At 35.3% G+C, this 26,113-nt stretch carries 5 protein-coding genes; all 5 read right to left on the reverse strand.

Annotated features, from left to right (window positions below):
- Positions 1-8: 8 nt before the first annotated feature.
- A complete protein-coding gene (locus KO361_00160; GenBank protein ID MCC7573991.1) occupies positions 9-7,448 on the reverse strand; it encodes a hypothetical protein in 7,440 nt (2,479 codons plus the stop codon).
- Between the two features lie 10 nt (positions 7,449-7,458).
- Positions 7,459-9,216, reverse strand: coding sequence for a hypothetical protein (locus KO361_00165; GenBank protein ID MCC7573992.1), 1,758 nt, complete (start codon positions 9,214-9,216; stop codon positions 7,459-7,461).
- A complete protein-coding gene (locus KO361_00170; protein MCC7573993.1) occupies positions 9,204-11,096 on the reverse strand; it encodes a PGF-pre-PGF domain-containing protein in 1,893 nt (630 codons plus the stop codon). The genes KO361_00165 and KO361_00170 overlap by 13 nt, the downstream gene beginning before the upstream one ends.
- Positions 11,078-16,783, reverse strand: coding sequence for a hypothetical protein (locus KO361_00175; GenBank protein ID MCC7573994.1), 5,706 nt, complete (start codon positions 16,781-16,783; stop codon positions 11,078-11,080). Before KO361_00175 ends, KO361_00170 begins: the two co-directional genes overlap by 19 nt.
- Positions 16,784-16,951: 168 nt before the next feature.
- Positions 16,952-26,086: a hypothetical protein gene (locus KO361_00180; protein MCC7573995.1), complete on the reverse strand. Its 9,135-nt coding sequence runs from the start codon at positions 26,084-26,086 to the stop codon at positions 16,952-16,954.
- Positions 26,087-26,113: the final 27 nt, after the last annotated feature.

Here is a 26,113-nt window from a genome sequence, read left to right on the forward strand (position 1 = left end):
GACTTTTTTTAATTTAGTTCAAAGTAAAAAGCTAATTTGTTATTTTCACCGCTGTATTCTCTTAGTGTTGCAGGAACTCTTATTTCAAAATCATACACTCCGTATTTTCCTTGTTTCGCGTGATTTAGTTCCGTAATAAAAACTATTACTTCTTTATCGGCTGAATCATATCTTAGATTACCTGTGTCTTGACTAGTATCCCAAAGTATTCCTGTTACGAAGTCCTCATATTCGGTGCTTGGAACCACTGGAACATTATGTATTATTCCTGAAGAAACATTGAACGTTCTTGTTTGTAATGGTGTCTCTGTTCCTCCGCCCCATGTTCTTCGTATTGAGTCTGATAAATGAGTTGTGTTCATAACTTCATCTATTGCTGAGAAGTCCCCTGCGACTAAGTTTCCATCCGTGTTCCTTGTTATTGCTTGCAAGTCTTGAAATGATATCTCTGAGTCCGCATCCGCGAAGAATACATGTCCTTTTATCCCTGTATTATTAGGATATCCTAAGAATAATGAATAATCTGATTTTGCTAACACTATATCTGAAGTTGTGTTTCCATAATAATATTGATATAATTCTAAATTCAAGGTGTTATTTGCTTTATTATTAGTAAGGTCTGTTTCGTTTATCACGTTTTTTTCATCAACTAATACATATATATTGTTTGGTCCTATGATTAAGTTATGAGTTGTATTGACTGTTTTTGTTTCTAAACTAGCTAAACTCGTTATGGTGCTTGTTCCTATTAATTCTCCTCCTGTGGCTGGATTTTGTAAATAAAAACTTACGTTGAATTCTTCTTCCGCAGGGCTTAATCCTTCGTTTGTTATGTTAGCAAAAATAGTATAAGTCGTTCCTTCTATTAGTTGAGTGTATTCAAACCATATGTCTTCGCTTCTCACTACTAAGTCAGGCGCTGAAATATTTAATACGTAGTTGCTTGTTGCGAAAGCAGAATTGTTTTCTTCGTCGTGACATCGCACGTTCCATTCGTAAACACCTATGTCTACGAATATGTTTTCGAACGTGTTTGTTTCATCATTCGTAGGGTTGTTATTTGTTGTTATTTCATTTAGTGTTTCACTAATATTTCCTATGAATAAAGTACAATAATCTAAGTTGTAATCAAACACGTAATAACTAAAATCAAAATTTCCTTTACCACTCTCAAACCAATCCTCGGGGCTGATTAAAGTGACGTTAGGTGGTGTCGCGTCTGGTGTCACGTTGAAAGTATAGTTATTAGTTGCATCATTATAGGTGTCTGCTGTGGCAAGAGATACCGCTGAGTAAGTTCCAAGTTCTATGTCTTTCGTGTTCCAAGTAACTTCCAAGTAACCTGTTGAATCTGTGCTTTGTGTTTCGCTGTTTTTTAGTTCTTCTTCTGAATTATTTGTTGCGATAACTTCTGGATTCTTGTAATGTGTAACGTTCATTTCAACCCAGAACAAATACATAGTTATGCTTCCTCTTCCTGTTTTTGTGACGTGTCCTTGCAGTCTTGTTCGGTTTAATTCTGTCCAAGTTATTTCTGAGTAAATATTTGTTATGTCATACCAAGAACTTGTTTGTTTAGTCTGAGTCGTTGTTCCTGATGCTAGAGAAGAGTAATCTGCACCATCGTTCACGCTGTATCTTAATGACCACGTTCCTGAGCTCGCGGGTACTTGGTATCTGTAACTTACTTCTACTTTTTGTATTGGTCCGAATGTTTCATTTATGAATGCTCTTCCATGCGCGGAATGTGTTCCTCCTCCTCCTCCTTGTGTCATTTCTGCGTATGTATCATCATTTTTTCCTATGATGTTTGCAACACTTGTTGGTGTTCCTTCATCTGCTCCTGATTCTCGCGCGTTAAACAAAGTATGCGTGGTTACATCCACGTTATAATTAGGATTGCTCGCTCCACTATTATTATAATACGCGTAATATTCTTTGTTTTCTTCGTTCGCGGTTAAGTTCCCGTAGAAAACGAAGTAGCACCATTCACTGTTATCAGTGTAATATATTCTTCTTGGTATTATTGTTTTTGTTGCGTCTTCATGTTTTATTATTCTTAATTCATTCTCGCAACTTTGTATATTATTAAGTCCTGTTATGTTTATTCCTATCAAAATGTTTTCTTGGTTAGTTCCTGTTTCTTCATTTATTATTAGTTGTTGTCTTTTTTTCCAGTTAGTGTTCCACCAAGGCGTGTTTGTTTCTCCTGTTATTATGTAGTTAGTGATTTGAGTTTGTAGTGTGTTTCCGAATGCGTCTGTTGTGTTTATTTTTATTATTGCAGGTTCTCCTTGTTCCCATGTTTTTTCTGTATTAACATAAACATTTATTGTTTCATCACTTACTGCTGTGAATGTTCTTGTTTCGCTTGTTCCTTCATTTTCGTATTCGTCAAAACATTGTATTCTCCAATTGTATGTTTCTTCTTCTGTGTTTATTGTGAATGATTGTTGAGTATTTTTTGTTATGTTCGTGCTTGTTTGATTTAATTCATCATTTATGTATAAGCTACAATTTAGGATGTTTGATGAGTCATTCACGTTGTAAATAAGGTTTCTTGAACCCGTAGCTAATAATGTGTTGTTCGTTGGGCTTATTAAAGTAATATTAGGTGGTGTTATGTCATTAACAGTTATGAAAAAAGTTTTTTGTTTTTTCAAATAATTTAGGGTTTCATTAAATATCATGGTGATGTTGTATTCTCCTGGTTCTGAGAAATATGTGTTGTTGTTAACGCTTCCTGTTCCTTTATTTATTAATTCGTTATTCAAATATAATTCTATGTATCCATCTCCAAGAATAATAACTTCTCCTTCTATTAAGACGTCGTTATTTTCGTTTATTGTTATGTTGTCTTGTACGCTGTTTAGGTAAAGATTAATTGTTGGTTCTGCTTTGTTAATAACATAACTGTAAATGGTTGTTTCATTTTCGTTTCCTGAAGTATCATTGGTGTACCACTTGTAATAATATGTTCCTGAGTTAAGATTTTGTATTGAAAAATTATAAACATCGTTAATTCCTTGTAGGGTTTCTTCACTGATTATTCCTGTAAAATTGTGTTCTAGTATTACTGTGTCTATTTCGAAGTTGTCTGTCCAAGTAATGTTGAAATAATATTTTTTATTATTTTCATAAATCGCAGGCGTTAATGGATTAATGTTTATTTCGCTGTACTTAGGTGCCTCTACGTCTACGCTTAACGTGAAATTTTGTTCTGCGAAGTTTTTTCTTTTGCTTAAATCATGACATTTTACGTTCCAAACAAATATTCCGCTTGGGGAGTTAACGTTAAAAATGTTTATTTCTCCGCTCGTGGGATTGGTGTGGTTAGCTGTTGCTTCGAAGTTTCCTGTGAAGTTTGTGTGTAATTCACAATAATGTAGATTTGTGTCTGTTGGGGTGTATTCGAAATTGATGTTATCATAATTCAAAAAAGAATTATTAATGGGGGAATTTAACGTGATTTCTGGATTAGTCAAGTCTATTGTGAAGTGTCTCGTTGTTGAGTATCCTGTGTTGCTTTCACTGCTATTATCTGTACATGTTATGCTCCAGTTATATTTTTTTTCTGTTAACAAACTAATTGTGAAGTTGTTTTTTTCAAAATTAATTATGTTAGTGTTTTCTTCTTCGAAGTCTCCATCTATATATAATGAACAACTGTCTATTCCTGTCGCGTCTTCTACTAAGTATTCGAAGAACGTTGTTGATGTGTTTAAGTATCTATTATTAACAGGATTTATCAGTGTGATAATAGGAGGATCATTATCTAATGATTCAACTGTTAAGTATCTGCTTTCGCTTGTTTCGTCGTTTCCTAAGTCGTCGTAGCATCGCACGTTCCATTCGTAGTAGTTATTGTTTAGGAAAGTTGAAAAATTAAAATTTATGTTATCTGTTATCTCTGTATTTGTTTCTTCTACGCTTCCGTTAACTATTAATTCACAATAATTCACGCTTGATAATTCATCGTATGCATTAGCTGTAAAAGTTACGAAGTTAGTGTCATCTATTAACGCGTCATCCTCTGGGCTTATTAGTGTTATTACTGGGCCTGTTGTGTCTACTGTTACTTGTCTTTGTGTTCCGCTTCCTTGGTTTGTTGCTTCATCATAACACCGCACGTTCCACGTTATTGGTCCTTCTGGTAGTGTTCTTGTGAAATAATTTAATTGGTTATTTGTTATTGTGTTATTTGTTTGTCTTACTTCCATTGTTCCTGTTTCGTTTGTTAATAATTCGCAATAATCTAATGTGTTTGCGTCATTAGGCGTGTATGAAAATGTTACTTCATCATTTGATGCGAAGTGATTATTAGCAGGATTGTTCAGAGTCACTGTTGGGTTAATTCTGTCGTTTATGTATTTGAAATAATTTGTTGATTCTTTGCTGTTTTCGAATACGTCGTAAGCTATGACTTTCCAATAATAAACATTGTTCGCGTCTAATGCGAGATCCACTGTGTAATTAGTATTGCTTATGCTAGTCATGGTATAAATATAGTCTGGGCTTCCGAAGTTAGGGTCTTTATCTAGTATTATTGTGTAATTTTTGAAGTCTGGCGTAGTGGTTTCTTCCCAAGTCAGGGTAGGTGTTAATTCTCTGCTTTCTGTTGCGTTCTCTGGGCTTATTAAATCAAATGTTGTTGGTTGTATTGCTTGTACTTCGAACCACAAATTAGTATTTTTTTCGTTGCTTTGTCCTAATGTGTCATTTGCCCATATCTTCGTGACGTTATAGATTCCTTCTTCTAAGGTGTTTGTGAATTCGTAGTAGTACTCATCATCGTTGTTTTGTAGTTCGTGTTCTATCACGCTACTGTTTGGGTACGTAACACTTATTGTAGCTGTGCTTATTCCGAAGCTATCAGTTATGGTGGCGTTAAAATGTAAGGTTCTGTTTTGTCTTATTGTGGTTTCGTTTAGTGCTTCGTTTTGTATTAGTGGCGCGTTGGTGTTTACGTACACTGTTCTGTTGTTTTCTGCGAACGCGCTTTTTTCGTCTTGGTTTTCACATTCAACATTCCAATTATATACTCCGTCGCTAGGACTTAGAGATGTGCTTGTTTGTGTATTGTTTTGTACATTTGTTAGTGTTGTGTTTATCTCCCATGTTCCTGTGGTGTTTGTGTATAATCTGCATGTCATCGTTGTGTATGTACTGTCTGTTGATGTGAAGTTAAAATTTATTGGTGTGCTAGTCATGATAGCATTAGGTGCTGGCGCGTTTAGTGTTACTTCTGGTGGGGGCGTCCCGGTATCTACTTCTAAGTACGCTGCGTATACGAATGCATTTGATGGGCCTCCTGCTCCGGTTACCGCACTTAAGTGTATGCTTAGTCCTGATAGGTCCCCGTTTGGTTCCCAACTACAACTTCTCCATGATAAACTCGTATCGGTAGGTACTGTGTTGCTGCACAAGGTGGTTGTTCCTCTTCTTAGGGAAAAAGTGTATGTTGATGTTCCTCCAGTGCTGGTGTACACCCACAGCGTGATTTCTTCAATTCCTGTTTCTGTTATGCTTGAGAATCCAAATTCTGATATTTGATTTGATCTTCTTTGGCTTGCTACGTACGTTGAGATTGTTGGCGCGGTTGGTTGTCTAGTTGTTTTTACTATTTGTGTATAGCTTGTTCCTGTTCCGCTACTCCACTCAGTTGTTATGTCACTGCTCGGATCGTAGTATGTTATAGGGTCTATTGCTAGGTACCAGGGTCTTGCTTCTGTGAATGTTCTTGTTTCTCCTTGTTCTTCGTATGTTACTATGCTTGGGCCTAGTTCCCATAAGTAAGGTATTATGAAAGGAGAATTAAACTCGTATTTTATTTCCGTATCGTTTTTTATGTTGTGCCATGTTAAGTAAACATTTTCTTCGTCTGTTGTTTTCGTTGCGGGTTCGTAATTTTGTACTTTAAAACTTATAGGTAGCACTTCTGTGAAGTTGAATGTCTCTGTTTCTTTCAGACTCGTTATTTTTATTCTTGATTCGAAGGGTCCTTGGAAAGGGTCTATTGTTACAGGTGTTTCTCTGATTATGTCAAAGTCATATTCTTCTAATACTATGAAGTATGACTTCATAGAATCTTTAACTTCTCTTCCTTCTGCTCTTACACTTAATTCGTATCTTCCTTCTTCTTCAGTGGTGTGATTCGCGTAGTACACTCCTTGTTCTCCTCCAATCACTGTATTGTTTTTTGTTGTGTAAGTGAGTGTTTTGTTATTAGGAGTTGTCACGTTAACTTCCACTTCTGCTTCTGGTACTAAGTAACCATCTTTATCTAGAACAACTATTATTATTTCTGCGATTTCTCCTGTTTTGTACATTGATTTCTTGGTGTTTATTGATGCGACTCCTGTTTCTGCGTAAGTATTTGTTCCACTAGTTATTGTTACTTCGTATTCTTCGCCAGGTATTAATTCTTGTATTTTTTCCCAGTTCTCTTCGCATTTTTGTTCTTCGAAATTCCACTCCTCGCATTTTATTAATTCTGTTCCTTTCGCTACATTCTTAAACGTAGCTTCTTCAAATTCCAAATCTATGTTTATTAAGAATATGTTACTGTTTTTTTCATTTATTTTTTTGTTTCTTGTTTCTTCAAATATTATGTTCTTGTTTTCTTCGTACTTGTATCCTTTTATGCTTATTCTTTGTTGTTTCTTTGTTATTTCTACGTCGTATTCCTTGTTTCTTTCTAGGTTTTCTTCTTCTATTTCTTTTATCGCGGTTCCTCTTGCTAAATTAATTATTTCTTTGTATTCTATTTTTATGTCTTGTAATTTTCCTTTTGAATCTGTTATTTGTAAAGGCTTTGTTTTATGACTTCCAAAAACACGATGTTCTTGGTAACTCGTTATTAGCTTGGTTTCAAATGTTGCTTCGTATTTTTTCTTTTCTGTGTCTTCTAATATGATCGTGTATGTACCTATTTTATCTGGGTAAAAACTCAGTGGGAATTCTGGTTTTCCCATGAATGAATATTCTATGTTTTGAAAACTTATAGTTGCTTTTGTTATGTCTATGTTTTCTATTAGTTCTATTATGACTTCTTCTCCTATTTTGTATTCTTTCTTATTAGTTTTAAAATACGCGTTCTGTATTAGTTCATAGTTTTCTTTAACGTAAAATGTTTTTGCTGTTTTTACTTCGTTTTCTTTATTTATTAATTGTATTAAGTATTCTCCTCCGTTTTCTGGGTAAAATCTGTGTTCTCCTTCCACGTTTCCTATTAATTTGAAAACTCGGTCTGGGTGTATTATTTCTAATTTATCTGTTTCTTCTCCTTCCACGAAGAACATTACTTGTTCTCCTTGTTCGTACTCTGTTTTCTCTAAGTTTATTGACGCGTTTATCATAGGAACTAATAATAGTGAAACAACTAAGAATAATAGCATTATTTCTTTTTTTGATTCGCTTTTTTTCTTTTTGTTTTTTTCTTGTTTCATCTTTTTAGTTTTAGTTTGTTACTGAAAACACGATTGTTCCTTCACAATTCGTAACACTCATAGGCACTGTTTGTAAATTCCAATAAGTGTTTTGACTTATCATTGTTTCAGTTGTTTGTTTTTGCATATTATTTATTATTTCTTGGAACGTCGAGGTTAATCCGTTTTTTTCGTTGAAATCAGTGTCTGCAATAGTTGAATATCTTTGGTTCTCTAAAGGTATGGTTTCTGAATTATCGCATATCATTGAATAATTTTGTTCTGGTTCACTCCCTGCGTATCCTCTCACAAAAACCGTTAAAGGCATATTTCCTATGTTTTGTACTTCTAAGATTTTTTCTTCTGATAAATCATTAGTTGGTATTTCTCCATATTCTAATATTAATGATGATAAATTAATTGCGTACAACGTGTCAATAGTTGTGTTTTCATAATTATTATTTGTTAATCCTTGTTGGTCTAGGGATGTTACGTTGCAGTGCCAAGTTCCGTTCTCTGCGTAGTAATAAACATTAAAATCACAGCTGTATTCAGCGATGTTTTCTGATGAACTAATTAAAGAGCAGGAATTATTTATGTAAACATTGTTGTTGTTTTGTTCAAAATCAAGTATTTTTTCTCTGTGCAAAGTCGCGTTTACACTTGTTATGTCATCTGCTCCGTTTTCGTCTTCTATCGTCGCGTTGCAAGTTATTGTTTTTGTGTTTCCAGGATTAAGGTTTATTATTTCTTGTATTGCTATGTTTGTGATGATTGGGAAATAAACTCGCACGTATAAATTACGTGTTTCTGTTGTTCCAGTGTTTTCGTAAAAATCGTCGCATTCTATTCTCCACTCATAATAATTATTTTCTAGTGTGGCTGTGAATGTTTGTTCAATGTTTTTTTCAACGCTCGTTGATGTTTGATTAGTTGTTCCATTTATTATTAGTCTGCATTCTTCTATTTCTGAATGATCTGTGACGTTGTATCTGAAAGTTATTTCGTTGGTTGCTTTTTCTTCTGTGTTATTCGCGGGACTTATTATTGTTATTACAGGAGGTAAATCATCTATTATTGTTATGTTGTATATTGTGTCTGTGTTTTTTCCTTCAAATATTATTCCGTCGCTATCGCATAAAACTTGTACTGTTATGTTTACTTGTCCTGGTCCGTAACTTTCTAATTCGAATATTGTTGTGATGGTTTCATCTTTTAGTATTTGGTTTATTTGATTAGTGTTCCCGTTTTTTACGTTAGCTATGCTCGTGTTGCTTATCGTGATGGTTGCTTCGCATTGATTCGCGTCTCCTATTAAAGCCGTGATGTTTGCACTAACGTTAAAATCAGTATTTGGACTTATCAACTCATTATTTTCTGGTTGTATTATTGTAACGTTTACTTCTGAATCTCTAGTAAGGTTCATCGTGACGTTTATTTGCGTTAATGAACTTGTTAGTGTAGCAGTGGTTTCTCCGTAGTGCGTGTCGTTGTATGCTCTCACTATTACTTCATGTCCTGTGCTTCCTTGTATTACTGCGGAGTATGCTCCTTTTCGTGATGGTATTGGTGGTGCTGATACTTCTGTTTCAAATACTTGGTTTGTGTTGGTGTTGTTTATTATTATTGGTACTCCGTTTGGGGCTCTTTCTCCTCCGTTTAGGAATATGTATCCTTCTATGTTCATAGGCGTTGTTGGTTGGCTTATCACAATTATTGGACTTATAATTATTACTAGTGCGATTGTTAAATAAAGGACTTGTTTTTTTTGCTTGTTTATTTTTTCCATTTTATTTGCTTGTTTATTTTTTTATTCTTATTTTTTTTATTTTCTATTATTGGTTTCATAGTCACGTAAAAAATTATTAGTATAGTTATAATAAATAGTATTATTATCGCGTTATTTCTTTTTATTTTAGAAATATCTTTTTCGTTTATTTGTATGTTTTCTTCGTTTATTATGTCTTTAATTGTTGTTTCATGTTTTATTTCTTTTTTATTCAAATCCAGCAGTATTGTGATTTCATCTCCTTTGTTTCCTGTTATGCTTCCATAATACATAATTTTGTTTCCTACAATTCTTGTTTCGAACTTCCCTGTTTCATTATTTTTTTGGTTCAATCCTTTTATTTGCATTTTTTTATTTATTTCATCTAATTGTTTCTCATTAAGACTTATTATTTTTTCCGCATCATTAATTATTTGTATTTCTCCTATGAATAAATAATTAGTTTTTATTTTACTTATTTGTATGGGTGTAGGTAATGGTTTTGCTTCATCGATGTGTGTAATAACAAATAAAGAAAGTCCTTGTGTTTCTGCTTCAAACAAATATTTTTCTTTTTCTTCTTTTAATGGCTTAGTGTATTGATTCTCCCAGAATCCTTCTTTGTATTTCTTTAATACTATTTCTCCTGGTTTTAATCCGTTTTCTTCTAACCATTTCTTATTCACTGAGAAAGTAATAGTTGTTTTCTCGGTTACTGCTTTGTTTGGTTTTATTGTGAAGTACTTATACGCTTTAGTGTTTATTGTTCTTACACCTTCATCTAAAGGATTAGTTTCTTTTATTTCCAGAGTTATTTCTTCTTCGTTGTTTATACTTATTTTTTTTATGACTAAATCAGTATTGTTTATTTCAAAATCTTTTATTCCTGTAATTAAAATTATTCGCGGACCTATTTTATCATTAATAACATCTTCTTTTTCTGATCTGCTACTTATTTCTGGTTCTATTATTCCTAGTATGAATATTTGTCTTTCTACTTCGTCCATGATGTCTATGATGTCTATTATTATTATGTATTCGCCTTCGTGACTATTATTCATTTGGAACGTTAGAACATTATCTACGAAAGTCATTCCTTCAGGTCCTCTAAAAACTTCAAATCTTAAGAATTCATAATCTTCATCAATAACTTCTACTTCGTACTCATATAATTCTCCTCTTTTCACAGTTCTTATAGGTTCTGATATTATGCTTGGTGATTCTTTTATTACGTAAACATACAACTCGTATTCTTGTAAGTCATAATATTCTCCGTCACTCGCGTTTATTATCACTGTGTTATTTCCAAATTGTGATCTTCCTGGTGTCCACGTAATTAATCCTTCAGAGGTTATACTCATATTTTCTGGTGCTTCTTTTAATGTATGGGTTATTTCGTCGTTGTTCCAATCAAAACTCTTCACTTCGTACCTATATTCATATTCTGCGACGGCTTCTGTTATTGGAGTGGATGTTATGTTTGGTGGTACGTTTCCGAAGTCCATGTTTATGTTTAGATTGACTGGTCTCATCATTCCTTCTAATGTTATAGTTGTGGAATTTTCGTAGTATGGGTTTTGCACTTTTATTTCTATTAAGGGATTGTTTTCCCAGCTTAGGGCTATTGAGTATCTTCCGCTTGTGCCTATTCCTGTTTTTGCAATTATTTTTTCTTGTGTTTCTAAGTTAGTAATAGTTAGGGGTATTTCTTCGAAGACTTCTGTTAATCCGTCAGGATGATATATTGTTCCTTCTATTCCTTGTGGTGACGGAACACTATTAACTATGTTACTAAGTGTAATGATTGTAAAAATGATTAGCATAATATTTAGTAGTATCTTAAAATTCTCTGTTTTGTTATTTTGTTGTTTTATCATCATTTTCATGGTTTGTGTCTCCATGTTGCTTGTGTGTTTGAGTGAAAATAGTATGCTTCCATTGGTACTAACTTGGTGAAGTGTTCATTTCCTGGTGCGGGCCACCACCCCCAGGGTTCTTCTTCATCGTTGAATTCATGTATTGTTAATTCGTATGTTTGTGTTGTCGCGTTAAATCTGTTTATTGCCGTAACTGAATATTCTGGGTCTGTGATTATTAGTGGTTCTTCATAGTTTTGTGGTAGTTCTTTTTCTTTTGCTGACAGCCACGATACGAGGTTTAGTTCTTCTTCTAATGTTATTGTTTCATTTTGGATTGGTACGTTGCCTGCTATTTTTAATTCACAGTTCTTGTTTGTTTCTAGGAAGTATCCTCTTTGTGGGTTGAGTTCTGTGAAATCTTCGTTTCCTGTGCTTGGTTCGAATTTGTTGTTTATCCAATCTGTTTTTTTGAATCCTCCATTTTCGGGGTCGTATTCCCATAATGTGAGTGTGCATGATTCGTTAGTGTTGAATCTGAATCCGTTGTTTTCTCCATTTTCTAATTCGTAATTATTCAAATAAAATGGCAGGCTTATCATGTTGAATCCTTCTTTTAGTTCTTGTGTGTTTATTCCTGCTTGTCCTCCTATTTCTGATTCTCTTCCGTTTGAAATCATTGTTATTTTGTAGAATAATTTGTTTATTCCTGTTAGGTTTTCTTCTAAAAAGTTTAAAGTGTAGCTAGTAATGTTTGGTTCTTCTGGGAATCCTTCTTCGTAATTATTTGTTAGGTATATGTTGTAGTACTCTGCGTCTGGTTCATCAGTCCATTCTATTCGTATGGTGTTGTTTTCGTAAAGAGTTGTTTCAAGGACGGGGTCTGGGACTAGTACTATGAATGTAAAATTGTTGTTTGCGTATGCTTCATTATTTTCTTTATCAAAGCATTTTACGTTCCAAGTATATTCTTCGTAATCTAGGAATAATTCAAAATAATTTTCTCCGTTTTGCACGGTTTTTGTTTCATTCTCTTCTTGCTCCGCGATTCCTATGTATAATGTGCATCTATCTATGTTGTAATCAAAAACTTCGTAGCTAAGATTAATTATTCCTTTTCCTTGTCTTGAATCATTCTCGGGGCTTATCAGTGTGACTACTGGAGGTGTTATGTCTGGTGTTATAATTAAGAAAGTGGTATTTATTCCGTTTTCGTATCCTTCTTGTTTTGCTACGGCGTAAGCTGTGTAATTATTACTTGTTATGTTTTGTGTGTTCCATGTCCAAGTGTAGAATCCGTTAATGTTAGTAGTGTTGCTTCTTGATTCTATTAGTGTTTCTTCTTCTGATATGTTTGTGTTTGTTGCGCCTATTTGTTTTTTGTATGTGACGTTCATTTCTACCCAGTACAAATCCACCGTCGCGGTTCCTCCTCCTCCTGATTTAACCATTCTTCCTTGGAGTCTTGTGTTGTTTAGATTAGTCCAGGTAAGTGATGCGTAAGCGCTTGTTACGTCGTACCATGGCGAAGTGGTTTTTGCAACAGTTGTTATTCCTGTGTATGCATTCGCGTAGCTTGTCCCGCTATTAACACTGTATCTCATCGCCCAATTAAGATTGCTAGCTGAAGGCACTGCGTATCGATATCTCACTTCTACTTTTTCTATGTCTCCGTTAAAAGTTTCATTAATGAATGCGCGTCCGTGCGAGGATATTGTTCCTCCTCCTTGTGGAACAGTCATTCTTGCGAAAGTATCATCATTTTTTCCGATTATGTTTCCTACGTTCGTAGTGGTTCCTTCATCGCTTGCTGATTGCTGAGCGTTAAACAATACGCTTTCATACATAGTTATTTGTTCCGCCGCATTTGTTTCTTCAGGATTGTAGTATAAGTAGTGTTCTTCATTTATTGTATTCGCATCTTGATTAATTTCGAAGAGTATCTCGCACCAATCACTTCCTGAACTATTTAATAAGAATGCTTTGTTTACTGGTTCGTTTTCGTGTTTTATTATTCTTATATTATTTGTGCAGTCTTGTAGTCCTTCTAGGTTAGTTGCGTTTATCACTGCTAGTTTTTGTATTATGTCTTCGCCTGTTGTTTCATTTATTGTTATTTTTCTTCGTTTCGTCCATGAAGTATTCCACCAAGGAACATTTGTGTTGCTTGTTATTATTCCTGTGTATATATTTGTTATTTGTGGGTCATCGAAGAAATCAGTTACGGTTATGTTTATTGTGATTGGTTCTCCTTGTTCGTAAGTGTTATTGCTCTTATCTAAGTAAACGTTTTGAATAGTCGTGTCTATCGCTGTAAACACTCTTGTTTTGCTTATTCCTAGATTATTATATGTGTCTTGGCATTCTACTCGCCAAGCATAAGTATTTTCTTCTGCGTTAAATAAAAAGTTTTGTTCTTCGTTTCTTGTTATGCTTGTATCATTTTCTTCTAATTCGTTGTTTATGTATAATGCGCAATAAGTTATTGGGCTTGCGTCTGTTACGTTGTATCTTAGTATTATTGTTCCTGTGCTTGTTTCGCTTTCATTCTCTGGGCTGATAAGTGTGACATTAGGAGATATGGTGTCCATTACTGTTATGACTAATTTTTTTTCTGCGTTTGTATAATTATTTGTTTCTTCGTAAATCGCGGTGACGTTGTACTCGCCGGGTTCTTCGAACATAGTAATATTTGTTAATTGGTGTGTTCCTTGGTTTATTTTTTCTTCGTTCAAATACAGTTCGATGAAGCCGTTACTTGGCTTATTTATTTGTGCTGTAATATTAACAAGCGTATTTTCATTTATTGTTATGTTATTTTGTTCCTCATCAAGGTAAAGAATTAATTCTGATTCGTCTTTTAACACCGCGTAACTTTTTTGTTCCGTATTATTCTTATTATTCACTGTATCGTTGGCGTACCATTTATATGAGTAGTTCCCCGCGCCTAGTTCTGTTGTGAACCAATATGTATTTCCCGCTTTGTTTGGTGTAATATTTGTTTTTGTTCCTGTGAAATTGTGTTCGAACAAAACGGTGTCTATGGCTACGTTGTCTGTCCACTCTATGCTGAAATTATATGTGGTGCTTGGTTCGTAAACACTAGGACTAAGGGGGGTGACGTTTTCATTAGAATAAACAGGATTGGTAATATCTATGTTTATTAAATAATTATTTTCTGCGTAGCTTTTTCTTTTGCTTAAATCAATACACATAATGTTCCAGGCATATGTGCCTTGGGGCATGTTTCTGTTAATAGTATTGTTTTCTTCGTTATTAGGAGTCTGGGTTTGTCTCTCTTCCATTATTCCTGTTTCGTTTGTGTACAACGCGCAGTAATCTATGTTTGAATCATTAACGTAGTAATTAAAATTCACACTTGATTCTTTTGTCCATGAATCATTCTCAGGCGTATTCAATATAACTTCTGGATTTGTTAAATCCACAGTAAAAGTTTTGGTGGTTGAGTTTCCTTCGTTTCCTGGTTCGTCAAAGCATTGTACTTTCCAAGTATGAATTGTTTCTGTGAATTCCGCTACGAAAAAATTATTGGTGGTGAACGTTTCAACATCATAAGATATATCTGCTACGGATTCATTTATGTACAGTGTACAATTCGTGATGTCTGATGCGTCTTCTACGTAGTACTCAAATATTATTTCGCTTGTATTAACATAATCATTCGCTGCAGGATAATTCAGTGTTACTAGCGGAGGATCTTCGTCTAAGGAATCTATTCTGAAGAACCATGTATCTGTGGTGTTTTCCCATCCGTTTATGTCTTTACAGTTTACGCTCCATGAATAATAATTGTTTAGTAAAAATCTTTCAAATTCGTTTACTGCGTTATTAACTACGTCGTACTTTGTTTGTTCTATGCTTCCATTTACGATTAATGAGCAGGATTCTATTTCTGATAATTCATCACTAACATTGAATTCAAAGTGTATTATGTTTGTGCCAATTATTAATTCTTCATTTTCGGGGCTTACTAAGTTTAGTTTTGGTGGCGTTAAGTCCACGGTTAATGTATTATTTTGGGTGTTGTATGCGTTGTTTCCTGCTTCGTCGAAGCATCGTATGTTCCACGCGTTGCGTCCTTCGTTCAGCGTTGCGTTTAATTCGTTTTCTTGGTTTTTTTGAACGTTGTCTGTTTGATTAGCTATTGTCCACGTTCCTGTAGTATTTGTGTATAAATAGCAGTTAGTTATTGTGTTTGTATCGCTCGGTGTGAACGTAAACGTGTTCTTTGTTTGGTTCGTGTATGAATCGTTGCTGGGTGTGTTTAGCGTTATGCTTGGTGGTGTATTGTCTGTTATGTATTTGTACCAAGGTGTTATTCTTTGGTTTCCGAAGAAATCGTAAGCTATTACTCTCCAATAATATGTTGAATCGTCATCAAGATTATTTATAGAATAATTAGTAGTTGTTATTTCGAACGTGTTGTATCTTTGTTCTATGATGTTAAAATCATTATTTTTACTAAATTCTAATGTGTAATTATCGAAGTCTGGCGTGGTTGTTTGTTCCCATTCCATTTCTGGGTTAAGTGTTTTTGATTCTGTATTATTCAAGGGGTAAACTAAGTTGAAAATGTTTGGTGGTATTGCTTGTACTTCGAAGCTTATCTCGGGATTTATTTGTCCTGATTTTTCTCTTGTGTCATTTGCCCATATGCTTGTGACTTCGTATGTTCCTGTGTTTATTGTGTTCGTAAATGTGTAGTAAAATTCGTTTCCGTTCCTGTTTAGTTCATAACTTATTTGGGTTGTGTTTGGATATCTTAGTGTGATTGTGGCTGTGTCTACTCCATAATAATCTGTTATTGTCGCGTTAAATCTTACTGTTCTGTTTTGTCTTATGCTTGTTTCATTTAATTCGTAATTAGTTATGCTTGGTTGTTTCATGTTTAGGTAAATGGTTCTGTTATTTTCTGCGAATGCTCCTCTTCCGAATTCGTTTTCACAATACACGTTCCATTCGTAGTATCCGTCGTTTTGAGTTACGTTGAAAGAATTAGTTGTGTCGTTATCTATGTTCGTAATTGTTTGATTTGGTTCCCAGTTACCTGTGAAGTTTACGTATAACGTGCAGTTGTCTATTGTTGTATAAAGTTCATCTATTACGTTAAAACTAAACGTGGTGGGTTCATTTATTGATGTTGTGTCTGTGTTTGGTGAAATTAATGTAATGTTTGGGGGTTCGGGTCCTGTGTCTATTTCGAGGTACGCCGCGTATACTTGTGCATTTGTTGGTCCTCCTCCTCCGGTTGGTCTCGTCGCGGCACTTAAGTGTATTCTCATATCTGATAAGTCTCCTGTTACGTTGTCCCAAGTACAGCTTTGCCATCCTATTCCTGTGTCTACAGGTAGAAAAGTACTGCATCTAGTTGTTGCTCCTTGTCTTAGTGAAAAAGTGTATTGTGCATTGCTACTTGTTGCTGTGTATACCCAAAGAGTTATGTTCACAACGTTTTGTTCTGTTATGTTAGGGAATCCGAACTCTGATATTTCTACCGCGTTTGATCTTGTAGCTACGAATGTGTTAATATCTGGAGCGTTTGGTTGTCGTGCACTATCTGTTATTTCTGTGTGTGTTATTCCTGATCCTTGACTCCACCCGTTTGATATGGTGCTGTTAGGATTGTAATAAGATATTATTGCGCTTGAAAGATTTATAATTAGAACTATTGTTAATATTGTAATGATTGTTAGTATTTTTTTTTTATTCATTTTCTCATTTTTATTCTTTTTTGGGTTTAGCGACAACACCAAGCGAGCCTTGATTTTACAAACACAAAAATACTAGACTCGGTGAAACATTGGTCAATTATTCGGGGCGAGCGCGTCGCGTTTCTTATCATTTTTTTAATCATTTTTTTTTCTTTCTTTGTTTTGTTTTTATTTTAGTTCGGTGTAAAACACGACTCTGTCCGTGGGTCCTGAGTATTCTCTTAGTGTCGCAGGTATTCTTATTTCGAAATCATTAGTTGAGTTGTATCCTTGCGCGCCTTTGTTTATTCGTGTTATGAACAAGATGTTTTGTGTTCCGTCGTACTCTGTTCCTGTTTGGTAGTCCCATAGGATTCCTGTTTTGAAATTTGTGTTGTTCGTGCTGTTAATTATTGGTATGTTGTTGATTGTTGTTCCGAAGATGTTTATTGATTCTGTTTCTATTACTGCGTTGTTTTCTGTGTATGTTCTATTGATTGAGTCCGCGTAATTAGTTGAACCTAGCGCCGTGTCTAATAATTCGAAGTCTTGTAGTCTTTCTTGGTTGCTTGTATCTCTTCCTAGTGCTTGCAGTGTTAGCCATGAAATGTCGGAGTCGTAATCTGTTACGTATATGTTGCTTCCTGTTGAATTCTCAACGTTCCATTCAAACAACAGTCCCGCGGATGCGTCTGTAACTCTTAGTGTGTCATTAGTGGTTCCTAGGGCGTAGTGCCAGAATTCAACGCTTATTGTTCTTGAAGCGATATTGTTTGTGTAATTATCTTCTGTGATTCTTTTGTCGGGGTTCACGTACACTATTATATCGGTGCTTCCTACTGGGACTGTGAAGTTCACGCTCACATTTATTGATTCATTTTCATCTAGAGAAAGTATGGTTATGTTTTCTCCTATTTGGTTTCCTGTTGTGTTTACTTCGTTTGCCCAGAATTGCACGATGAATTCTCCTGCTGGGCTTCCTCCAATATTTCTTATAGTCGCGTTTATGGTTATTTCTTCGTTTTCTCTTGGATTCTCGTTGCTGAAGTATATCTCTGAAGCGTTCACGCTTAGGTCTGGTATTGGTATGAAGAACATCCAAGTCTCACTCGTGTTTGTGTTTGTTGCTTGGTCCGTACATGTAACGTTCCAATAATAGTAGCCTCCCATAAGACTTGTTAGTTCTACTATTTCTTCTTCTCCGTTCGTAACGTTGAGGTTTTCTGCTATTGCATCATCATTTAGGGTTACGAAGCACATTAAGTATTGTGCCATATTATCACTTGGTGTAAAGCTAAGATTAACTGAGGTGCTCGTTGTGTTTGTGTCATTAACAGGGTAATTAAGTGTTACGCTTGGTGCGATTGTGTCATAAAATATGATTATTGTTTCGCTTGTGTTTGTGTTCCCTGCTAAATCAGTTGATTCTATTCTTACTTCGTAGATTCCGTTGCTTAGTCCTTCTAAGTTCCTCGTTGTTAATGTGTTATTGCTTGTTGTGCCTTCCACGTTTATTGTTCCATTAACATATATTGTGTAATTAATAGTGGTTGCTAAATTATCTGTTAAATTGAATTGTATTCCTGGTCCTGTGTTGAACCAATTATTATTTTCTGTTATCATATTAATCTTCGGCGCTTCTAAGTCTACGTTCAGCGTTCTATTCTCGCTTATTCCTTGTGTGTTCATAGTTGTGTTATCTAGGCATTCTATTCTCCATTCGTAGATTCCGTTCATGTTTTCTACTATGAATGTGTTATTATTATTGTTATTAACTGAGAAACTTGTTTGGTTAGATACATTATTCAAATAAATGGAGCATTGTTCTATTCCTGTGTCGTCGCTTACGTGGTAAGTAAAAGTATTTGTGGATAGGTTGCTCCAATAATTATTAATAGGAGTTATCAGTGTTATTTCTGGTGGTATGAACACATTAAAATTTTTTGTTTCGCTTGTGTTTGTGTTTCCTGCTTGGTCTGTGCACATCACGTTCCAGTAATGTTCTCCTTCGTCTAAGTCTTCTGCGAGGAAGCTTTGTTGTTCTCCTACGTTATTATTAAATGGTCCATGCGTTGTTCCTGAAACGTTTACGTAACAAATAGATGTTTGTGCCATGTTGTCATAAATGGTGTAATTTAATAACACATTTCTCGTTGTGAAATTTTCTTCGTTTTCTGGCGCGTCCAGAGTTATGCTTGGTGGTGTTACGTCTAAGTATATAATAGTGGTTGTGCTGTTTGCTTTGTTTCCTGATTCGTCTTCAGCTTCTAATATTAATGAGTAGGTTCCTTCTTCTAATCCTGTTAGTTGTATTGTTTGAATTGTTCCATTAATTATGTGTCCTGTTTCTGTTTCTGTTTCGTTTACGTACAAAGTGTAGCTTATGTTTGTTGTTACTCCGTCCGTCGCGGTAATGTTTATTTCTGGATTAGTGGTGTTGAACCATGTATTGTTGCTTGTTAGAATTATTGGTACGGGTGGTGTTTCATCAACTATTATTGTTACCGTGGTGTTTTTTATTCTTCCTATTGAGTCTTCTGCGCTTATAGTTATTGTTCTTGTTCCTTCGCTCAGTGCTATGTTTATTTCTTGGCTTTCATTGTCTTGTATTTGTCCGCTTTCACCTATGAGTGCTTCGTCAACGTAAACTGTGTAATTAATTAATCCTTGTGTGTAATCTTGTAATGTGAAATTAAATAATACTTCGCTGTAATTGAACACGCTTCCATTCAAAGGCTTGTGTATAATGTTTCTTAGTACGCTTATGTTAATCGTTGCGTTATTATTTGTTTCATTTAATTCATCAATAGTATTATTCGGATCAGCGATCACGTATATGGTGTGATATCCTTCTGGTATGCTCCATTCAACCCAATATAATTCGTGTCCTTCATACGTCACGTTTTTTGTTTGACTTCCTATTAATATTCCTTCTTCATCTGGGTTGCCTTGCCAGAATTCAACTAACGTGTTTATTGCATCTACTCCTCCTAGGTTGCTCACGTTAGCAGTAATATTTATTACTTCGTTTAAATCAGGATTCGTGTTGTTAAAACTTATTCTCGTATCATTTAAGTATAAGTCAGGTTGGTTAATTACGAATCTCCATGTTTCGCTTGTGTTTACGTTGTTTAAATCATCTTTACATGTTACGTTCCAGAAGTGTTCTCCATCTTCCAATCCGAAAAATGTGTAATTAAAAGTTTCGCCTGACATACCAGTTATGTTATCTGCGAATCTTTCTCCTAGAGGATCTGAAACATTTAACTCACACACTAAAGGTGTTGTTTCGTTGAAGTCCGTGGCGTTCCAGTAAAATGTTATGTCGTTTTGATTAAATGTCTGATCTACTTCTGGGCTTATCAATGTTATTATTGGTGGTGCTAAGTCTACGTGGAATGTTTTTCCTGTTTCGTTTTTTCCTTCGTTTCCACTGGGATCTGCACACATAACGTCCCAGTTGTATGTTCCGTTTCCTAGGTTTGTTAGTTCAAAAGAATTTTCTATTCCATTAGTTACACTAGTCTTTGTTTGGTTTGGTTCATCATTTATTAGTAATGTACAATTATTTATTGTTCCTGAATTATCGAACGCCGTGAAGAACAAATTAATAGTTGTTATGTTCGTTCTATGATTATTAATTGGGTTTCCTAGTATCACGATTGGCGGTTCTTGCACTTCGAAGTTCCTTGTTTCACTCGTATTACTATTTGTTGCTAGGTCTCTACATTGCGCGCTCCAATTAAACCATCCGTCTGTGAATCCGCTTATGATTTCTTGGTGTGGCTCAGAATTATTTACTACTATGTTTGTTCTGTTTATTTCTTCATCGATGTATAAGTCACAAATCATTATTGGGCTTAGTGTGTCTGTGACTGTCCAATTAAACGTGATTGTGCTTGTGTTTAGTAATTCATCTATTATTGGGTTGTGCAATGTTATGCTTGGTGATGTTAGGTCTATGTAGAAACTGCTTTCGTTTGGCGCGTATGTATTCGCATCATTATCTGTACATGCGACTGTCCAGTTGTATTCTCCTTCTGGTAAATTGTTTAAGTCAAAAGTGTTATTTTGTTTATTGAATATTATGTTATTTGTTTGATTTGTTTCTCCGTTTAGTATTAGTTCACATCCTGTTATTTGAAAATCGTCTTCTGGGAAATATGTTAGTGTTACGTTGTTTGTGTTGAACCAAGTATAATTTTCTGGGCTTATTAGTGTGACGTTTGGTGGTGCGATTACTTCGAAGAAGTATTCTGCTGATTCGTTGAATAAATCTGCTTTATCTACACATAGAACGTTCCAAGAATAATTTCCGTCATTTAATAAATAATTTATTGTGTGTTCCGTGTTATTTTCTACTAATATGAAGTTCGCTATTGGATAAGTGTCTATTATTGGTTCGTATTCTGTTAGGAACACGTCACAGTACATTTCTGGGCTGACTGCGTCTTTTGCTAGGAACGTGAATGATACGTTGTTTCCTGTTTCTATTGTGTTATTTAATGGGTTTATTAGTGTTACTTCGTATGGTGGTTCGTTATCCACGTAGTATATCCATGGTTCGTCTGCTTGTCCGGTTAAGCTATTAGTGTCTGTACATTGTACGTTCCATTCGTATGCGCCGTCAGGCATATTTGTTACTAAGAAGCTGTTTTCATCATTAGCAGTTATGCTTGTGTTTGTTGCTTCTGTTGCTCCATTTAGTATTAGTGAACACGTTGTGAATGTTCCGCTTCCTTCACTTGGTATGTACGTAAAAGTTGTGTCTCTATTCGTGCTTCCTGTGTTATTCGCAGGGTTTATCAGTGTGATTTTTGGTGGTAGTAGTACTTCGAAGTTTATTGTTTCGCTACTGTTTGTGTTTCCTGCTTTATCAGTACAAGTTATACTCCAGTTATACAACCCTGTTAGTAGTCCGCTTATTTCTATTCCTGTTTCTGTGTTGTTCTCAGTTAATATATTGGTTTGGTTTATTTCTTCGTTTATGTATACATCACAAACCATTTCTTCTGAGTAATAATCTTGTGTTATCCAAGTAAAGTTATGTGTGGATGTGTTTACTGTTTGACTTTCGCTTGGATCTAAAGGTGTTATGCTAGGTGGTGTTCTGTCTACTATGAATGTTCTATTCGTGCTCGTATTAGTATTTGAGAATATTCCTGCATCAACGCAAGTTACGCTCCAATCATAATATCCTTCGCTTAGTCCTAGTAATTCGAATAATGTTTGTGTTCCTGAGGTTATGTTCGTTGTGTTTCTTTGATTGTATGCTTCGTTTAGGTATAAATCGCAGTATTCAAATCCGTCATTATCCGCGGGGGTGTATGTCAAATTTATTATTGTGTCGTTGAGGTGTGTCGCGTTTATTGGCGTGTTTAGTGTTATTATTGGGCTTTGATTTATTGTTAAGTTTCTTGTTTCGCTCGTGTTTATATTTCCGCCTATGTCTGTGCACATCACGTTCCAATCATGATATCCGTCAGGGTATCCTGTTCCTGTTTCACTAACCATTGTTCCGCTCGTTGTGCTCGTAGTTATACTTGGTTCTTCGTTGAAGTTTATCGTACACATTAAAGGAGCCCAGTTATCATTCGCGGTGTATGAGAATAGTATGCTTGACTGCGTGAAGTAAGCGTCATTTAATGGGTTGTGTAGTGTTATTGTTGGTGGGGTGAAGTCTCCGAAGAAAATCCATGTAGCGCTCGAACCAGGGTTGCTGTTCGAATCTAAACATTGTACGCTCCAATTGTATTCTGCTTCTTCTATTCCTATTTGGAACGTGTTTATTATGTTCGCAGTTATGCTAGTATTGGTTTGATTAAATAAGCCATTAACATATAATGAACATTCACTTATTCCGAATCCATCATAAGGTATGTATTCTAATGTCGCAGTGGTTGTGTTTACTCCTCCGTTATTCGCTGGGCTTATCAATGTTATTGTTGGTGGAACATCTGTTATTGTTATGTTATAAGTACTTGTTATATTTGTGTTTCCTGCTTCATCTGAACACTCCATTCTCCATGTGTAGTCTCCTATTGCGAAGCCTTCTATTGTTGTAGTAGTTAATGTATTATTTTGAGCTAGTACTATGTCTTCTAGCGCTCCGTCTATGTATATTTCACAAGTCATGTTTTCTGATTTTAAGTCTTGCACTATCCATTCAAAATCTATCCATGATTGTGTTATGTTTGCTTGTGGAATTTCTGGTTCGAAGATTGTTAAGTTGTAAGGTGCTTGTCTGTCTATGTCAAAATAATAAGTTGTTGAGTTTCCTATTAATCCTCCGTCGTCTTCGCACATAACACTCCAATTATATCTTATTTCTTCTAATCCTGATACTGAGAAAGTGTTTTCCACGTTCTTAGTTGGGTCGTTATCTGTTTGGTTTAATTCTTCGTTTATGTACAAATAACAAACATCTAAGTCTCCAAATGTTTGAGGAGTGTATCTGAAAATTACTGGTTCATCATTTATCCAAGAATTATTTCCAGGATAATTAAGAGTTATTTCTGGTTCTGTTGTTACGCCTACTGTGACTTGTTCAGAGGATGTTATTGCTGTGGAATATTTAGATGCAGCTCTGCATCTTATGTTGGTTGTTCCAGGGTTGCTTCCTTCAAGATTAAAAGTTACGGTGGTTGTTGAATTAAAAAGGTCTCCTTCATCTTCAGGGTTATTCTGGGTGCTTCCTAGAATTATTATTCCGCTACTTCCTATGTTGTTCCATGTTCCACTTTCATTACTTTGTGCATAAACGTTTAGGTCTAGGCATGTTCCCATGTAGCAGTCTACTTCGCATGTTAAATTAAAAGGATCTCCTTGTCCAACAGAAATAGATGTATTTGGTTGTATTAGTTCAGTGCTTAGTATTCCTATTTGTACGAAGTCTTGTGCATTAACAAAGCTTGATGTGTGATCTACTGCGTGAATAAATGTTCTTGCCGCGTTTGGATGAGTATTACCCATCCATATTTCGTAATATAATTTATCCGTGCTAAGAAGTCTAATATCTGTTGAAGGAGTGCATGTGCCAGTAGATGCGGCGCCACCACTTACGCCTGAGCCTGCTGTGTTTGAGCAAATCAAGGTGTTTGTTCCTGTTTCTGTTTGTCTGTATAAGTACCATCTGGCATTAAGATTGTTTCCTGCGTCTGTGTAGTATGTGCTGAATGAAACTGTTGAGCCACTTGGTATTTCTGCTCCGTTTATTCCTAGGAAGGGACTTGTTGCTTCTACTATTTTTACTACTTGTCCTGAACCTACGCTTCCTGATACTGTGTTTTGTGTTCCATCAGTTTGTTGTGCTAGGCCTAATTCGCAAAGTAATGTACCGCAGTCTGTTGTGCTTGTTTCGTACCATAATCCTTCATTTATTACTGGTGTGATATCTATTGTTATTGTTCTTGTTGCACTCGTGTTTTGGTTTCCTGCTCCGTCATAACATTGCATGCTCCATTCGTATACTCCGTTTTCTAGGAAGTGGTTTATTGTTTGTGTTGTGTCTCTTGCTACGTCGTAGTACGTGCTTTGTGTTGTTCCGTTTATTATTAATGAGCAATTACTTATTGTTGAGTTATCTGTGACGTTATAATTAAAAGATATGACGCTTGTATCTGTTATCGTTGCAGAATTAGCAGGGCTTATTAGTGTAATCATTGGGGGTGTTCTGTCTATGTGTATTGTTCTGTTTAGTACGGCTGTTGTGGTATCGTCGTTTTCGTCTATGCACATCATGTTCCAAGTATAGCTTCCTTCGTTTGTGAAAGTTGTGCTTAAGAAGTTGCTTGTGCCATTGTTCACATTCGTGGTGGTGTTCTTCGCGCTCCATCCTCCTTCGTTTGTGTATAGTGAGCAGTTCTCGATTGTGGTTTCTGCGCTTGTTGGTATGTATTCGAATTCTTGGTTTGGGTCTGCTCTTGTGTAGTAATTGTTTTCTGGGTTTTCTAATATTACTGCGAAGTCTCCTGGTTCTGTGTAGTTCAGGTTCGCGTTTGCCCAGTTCAGGCTTATTCCTACTGTGCTTTCTCTTTGTGAGTTTCCTGGCGTGGTGAATGTTAGTGATGCGTCTAAATGTATGTAGTAAGTGCAGTAGTTTGGCCAGTTATCGCAGTTGTCTTGGTTGAATGATTGGCTTCCTGTTTCATCTATATTGTTATTTGTCCACGTAACCGTTGTGGATGATGTTGCGCTTGATGAACCTACTTGTATTTCGTTTCCGTTTCCAAGATTATCGTCGTGGTCTAAGAACGCGTTTTGTGATCCCGCAGTTATTGTTCCTGCAGATGTCATTGTTATGTCTACGTTGTATTGTATTTCTTCCATGAAGAAAGAGGTTGCTCCTGTTGGTACTTGTACTGTGTATTCGCATGTTACGTCGCAACTTATTTGTGCGTTGTTACTTGTTTGTGTGTATGAGCAACTGCAATCTAGTGTATCGTTTAGTTCGCTGTATAGTGGGTCTTCTGGTGTTAGTGTGAATGTGTATATTTCTCCTAGTTCTAGGTTTCTCTTTTTTTGCCAGTTCCCCCAACAAGTCTGGGTTTCGAAGTCGTATTCTTTGCATTCGTATAGTGCTGTTCCTTGCGCGATTGCTGTTATTGTTGCTTCTTCGAAGTTCATAGTTGTTGGGTCTATCGCGTAGCTTCTTATTGTGGGTCTTCCGTTTATGTTTATTTCTTTGTTTATGTCTTCTAGTCCTAGTCTTGGGGGTGTTTCGTCTTTTAATCCTTTTATTTCTATTTTTTCTATTGCTTTTATTGGGTTTTCCATTAAAAGTCTTGGTCCTCTAGAATTAAAGATGTGTTGTAGTGACGCAGGTCTTTTTATTCCCGCGTAATTTTCTAGGATGATTCCTCCTGGATTTATGTGGGTTGGTTGTTGTATTTGTTGTGTTGTTATTTGTTCTTGTTCTAGTATTTCTGATTTTGTTGTTTCTTCTATTGTTGTTTCTTCTTTGTTGGTTGTTATTATTGTTTCACTTATTATTTCTCTTGTTTTTTTATTTATTAGTTGTATTTTGTATGTGTCTGGTTCTGGTAAATTAAATTTTATTGGGAATTTTGGTATCCCTATGTAATCGTATTTTTTGGTGCTTGTTATTATTGTTAATGTTAATAATTCAGTTATGTTTTCATTTATTAGTTCAGGTTTCGTGTTTATTATTATTGTATCTTTTACTTCGTAGTATTCTTTATCAGTTATTATTTTTAGATTTGAGAATTCATTTTCTGCAGTACTTATTAGTTGTATGTTTAATAAGAATATAATGGTAACTAGTATTATTGTACTAAGTACTTCTAACCACCTTATTTTTCTCATTTTTTCCCTTGTTTTTTTAAGTTTGAT

The sequence above is a fragment of the Candidatus Woesearchaeota archaeon genome, from assembly GCA_020854775.1.
Lineage (GTDB): Archaea > Nanobdellota > Nanobdellia > Woesearchaeales > 21-14-0-10-32-9 > 21-14-0-10-32-9.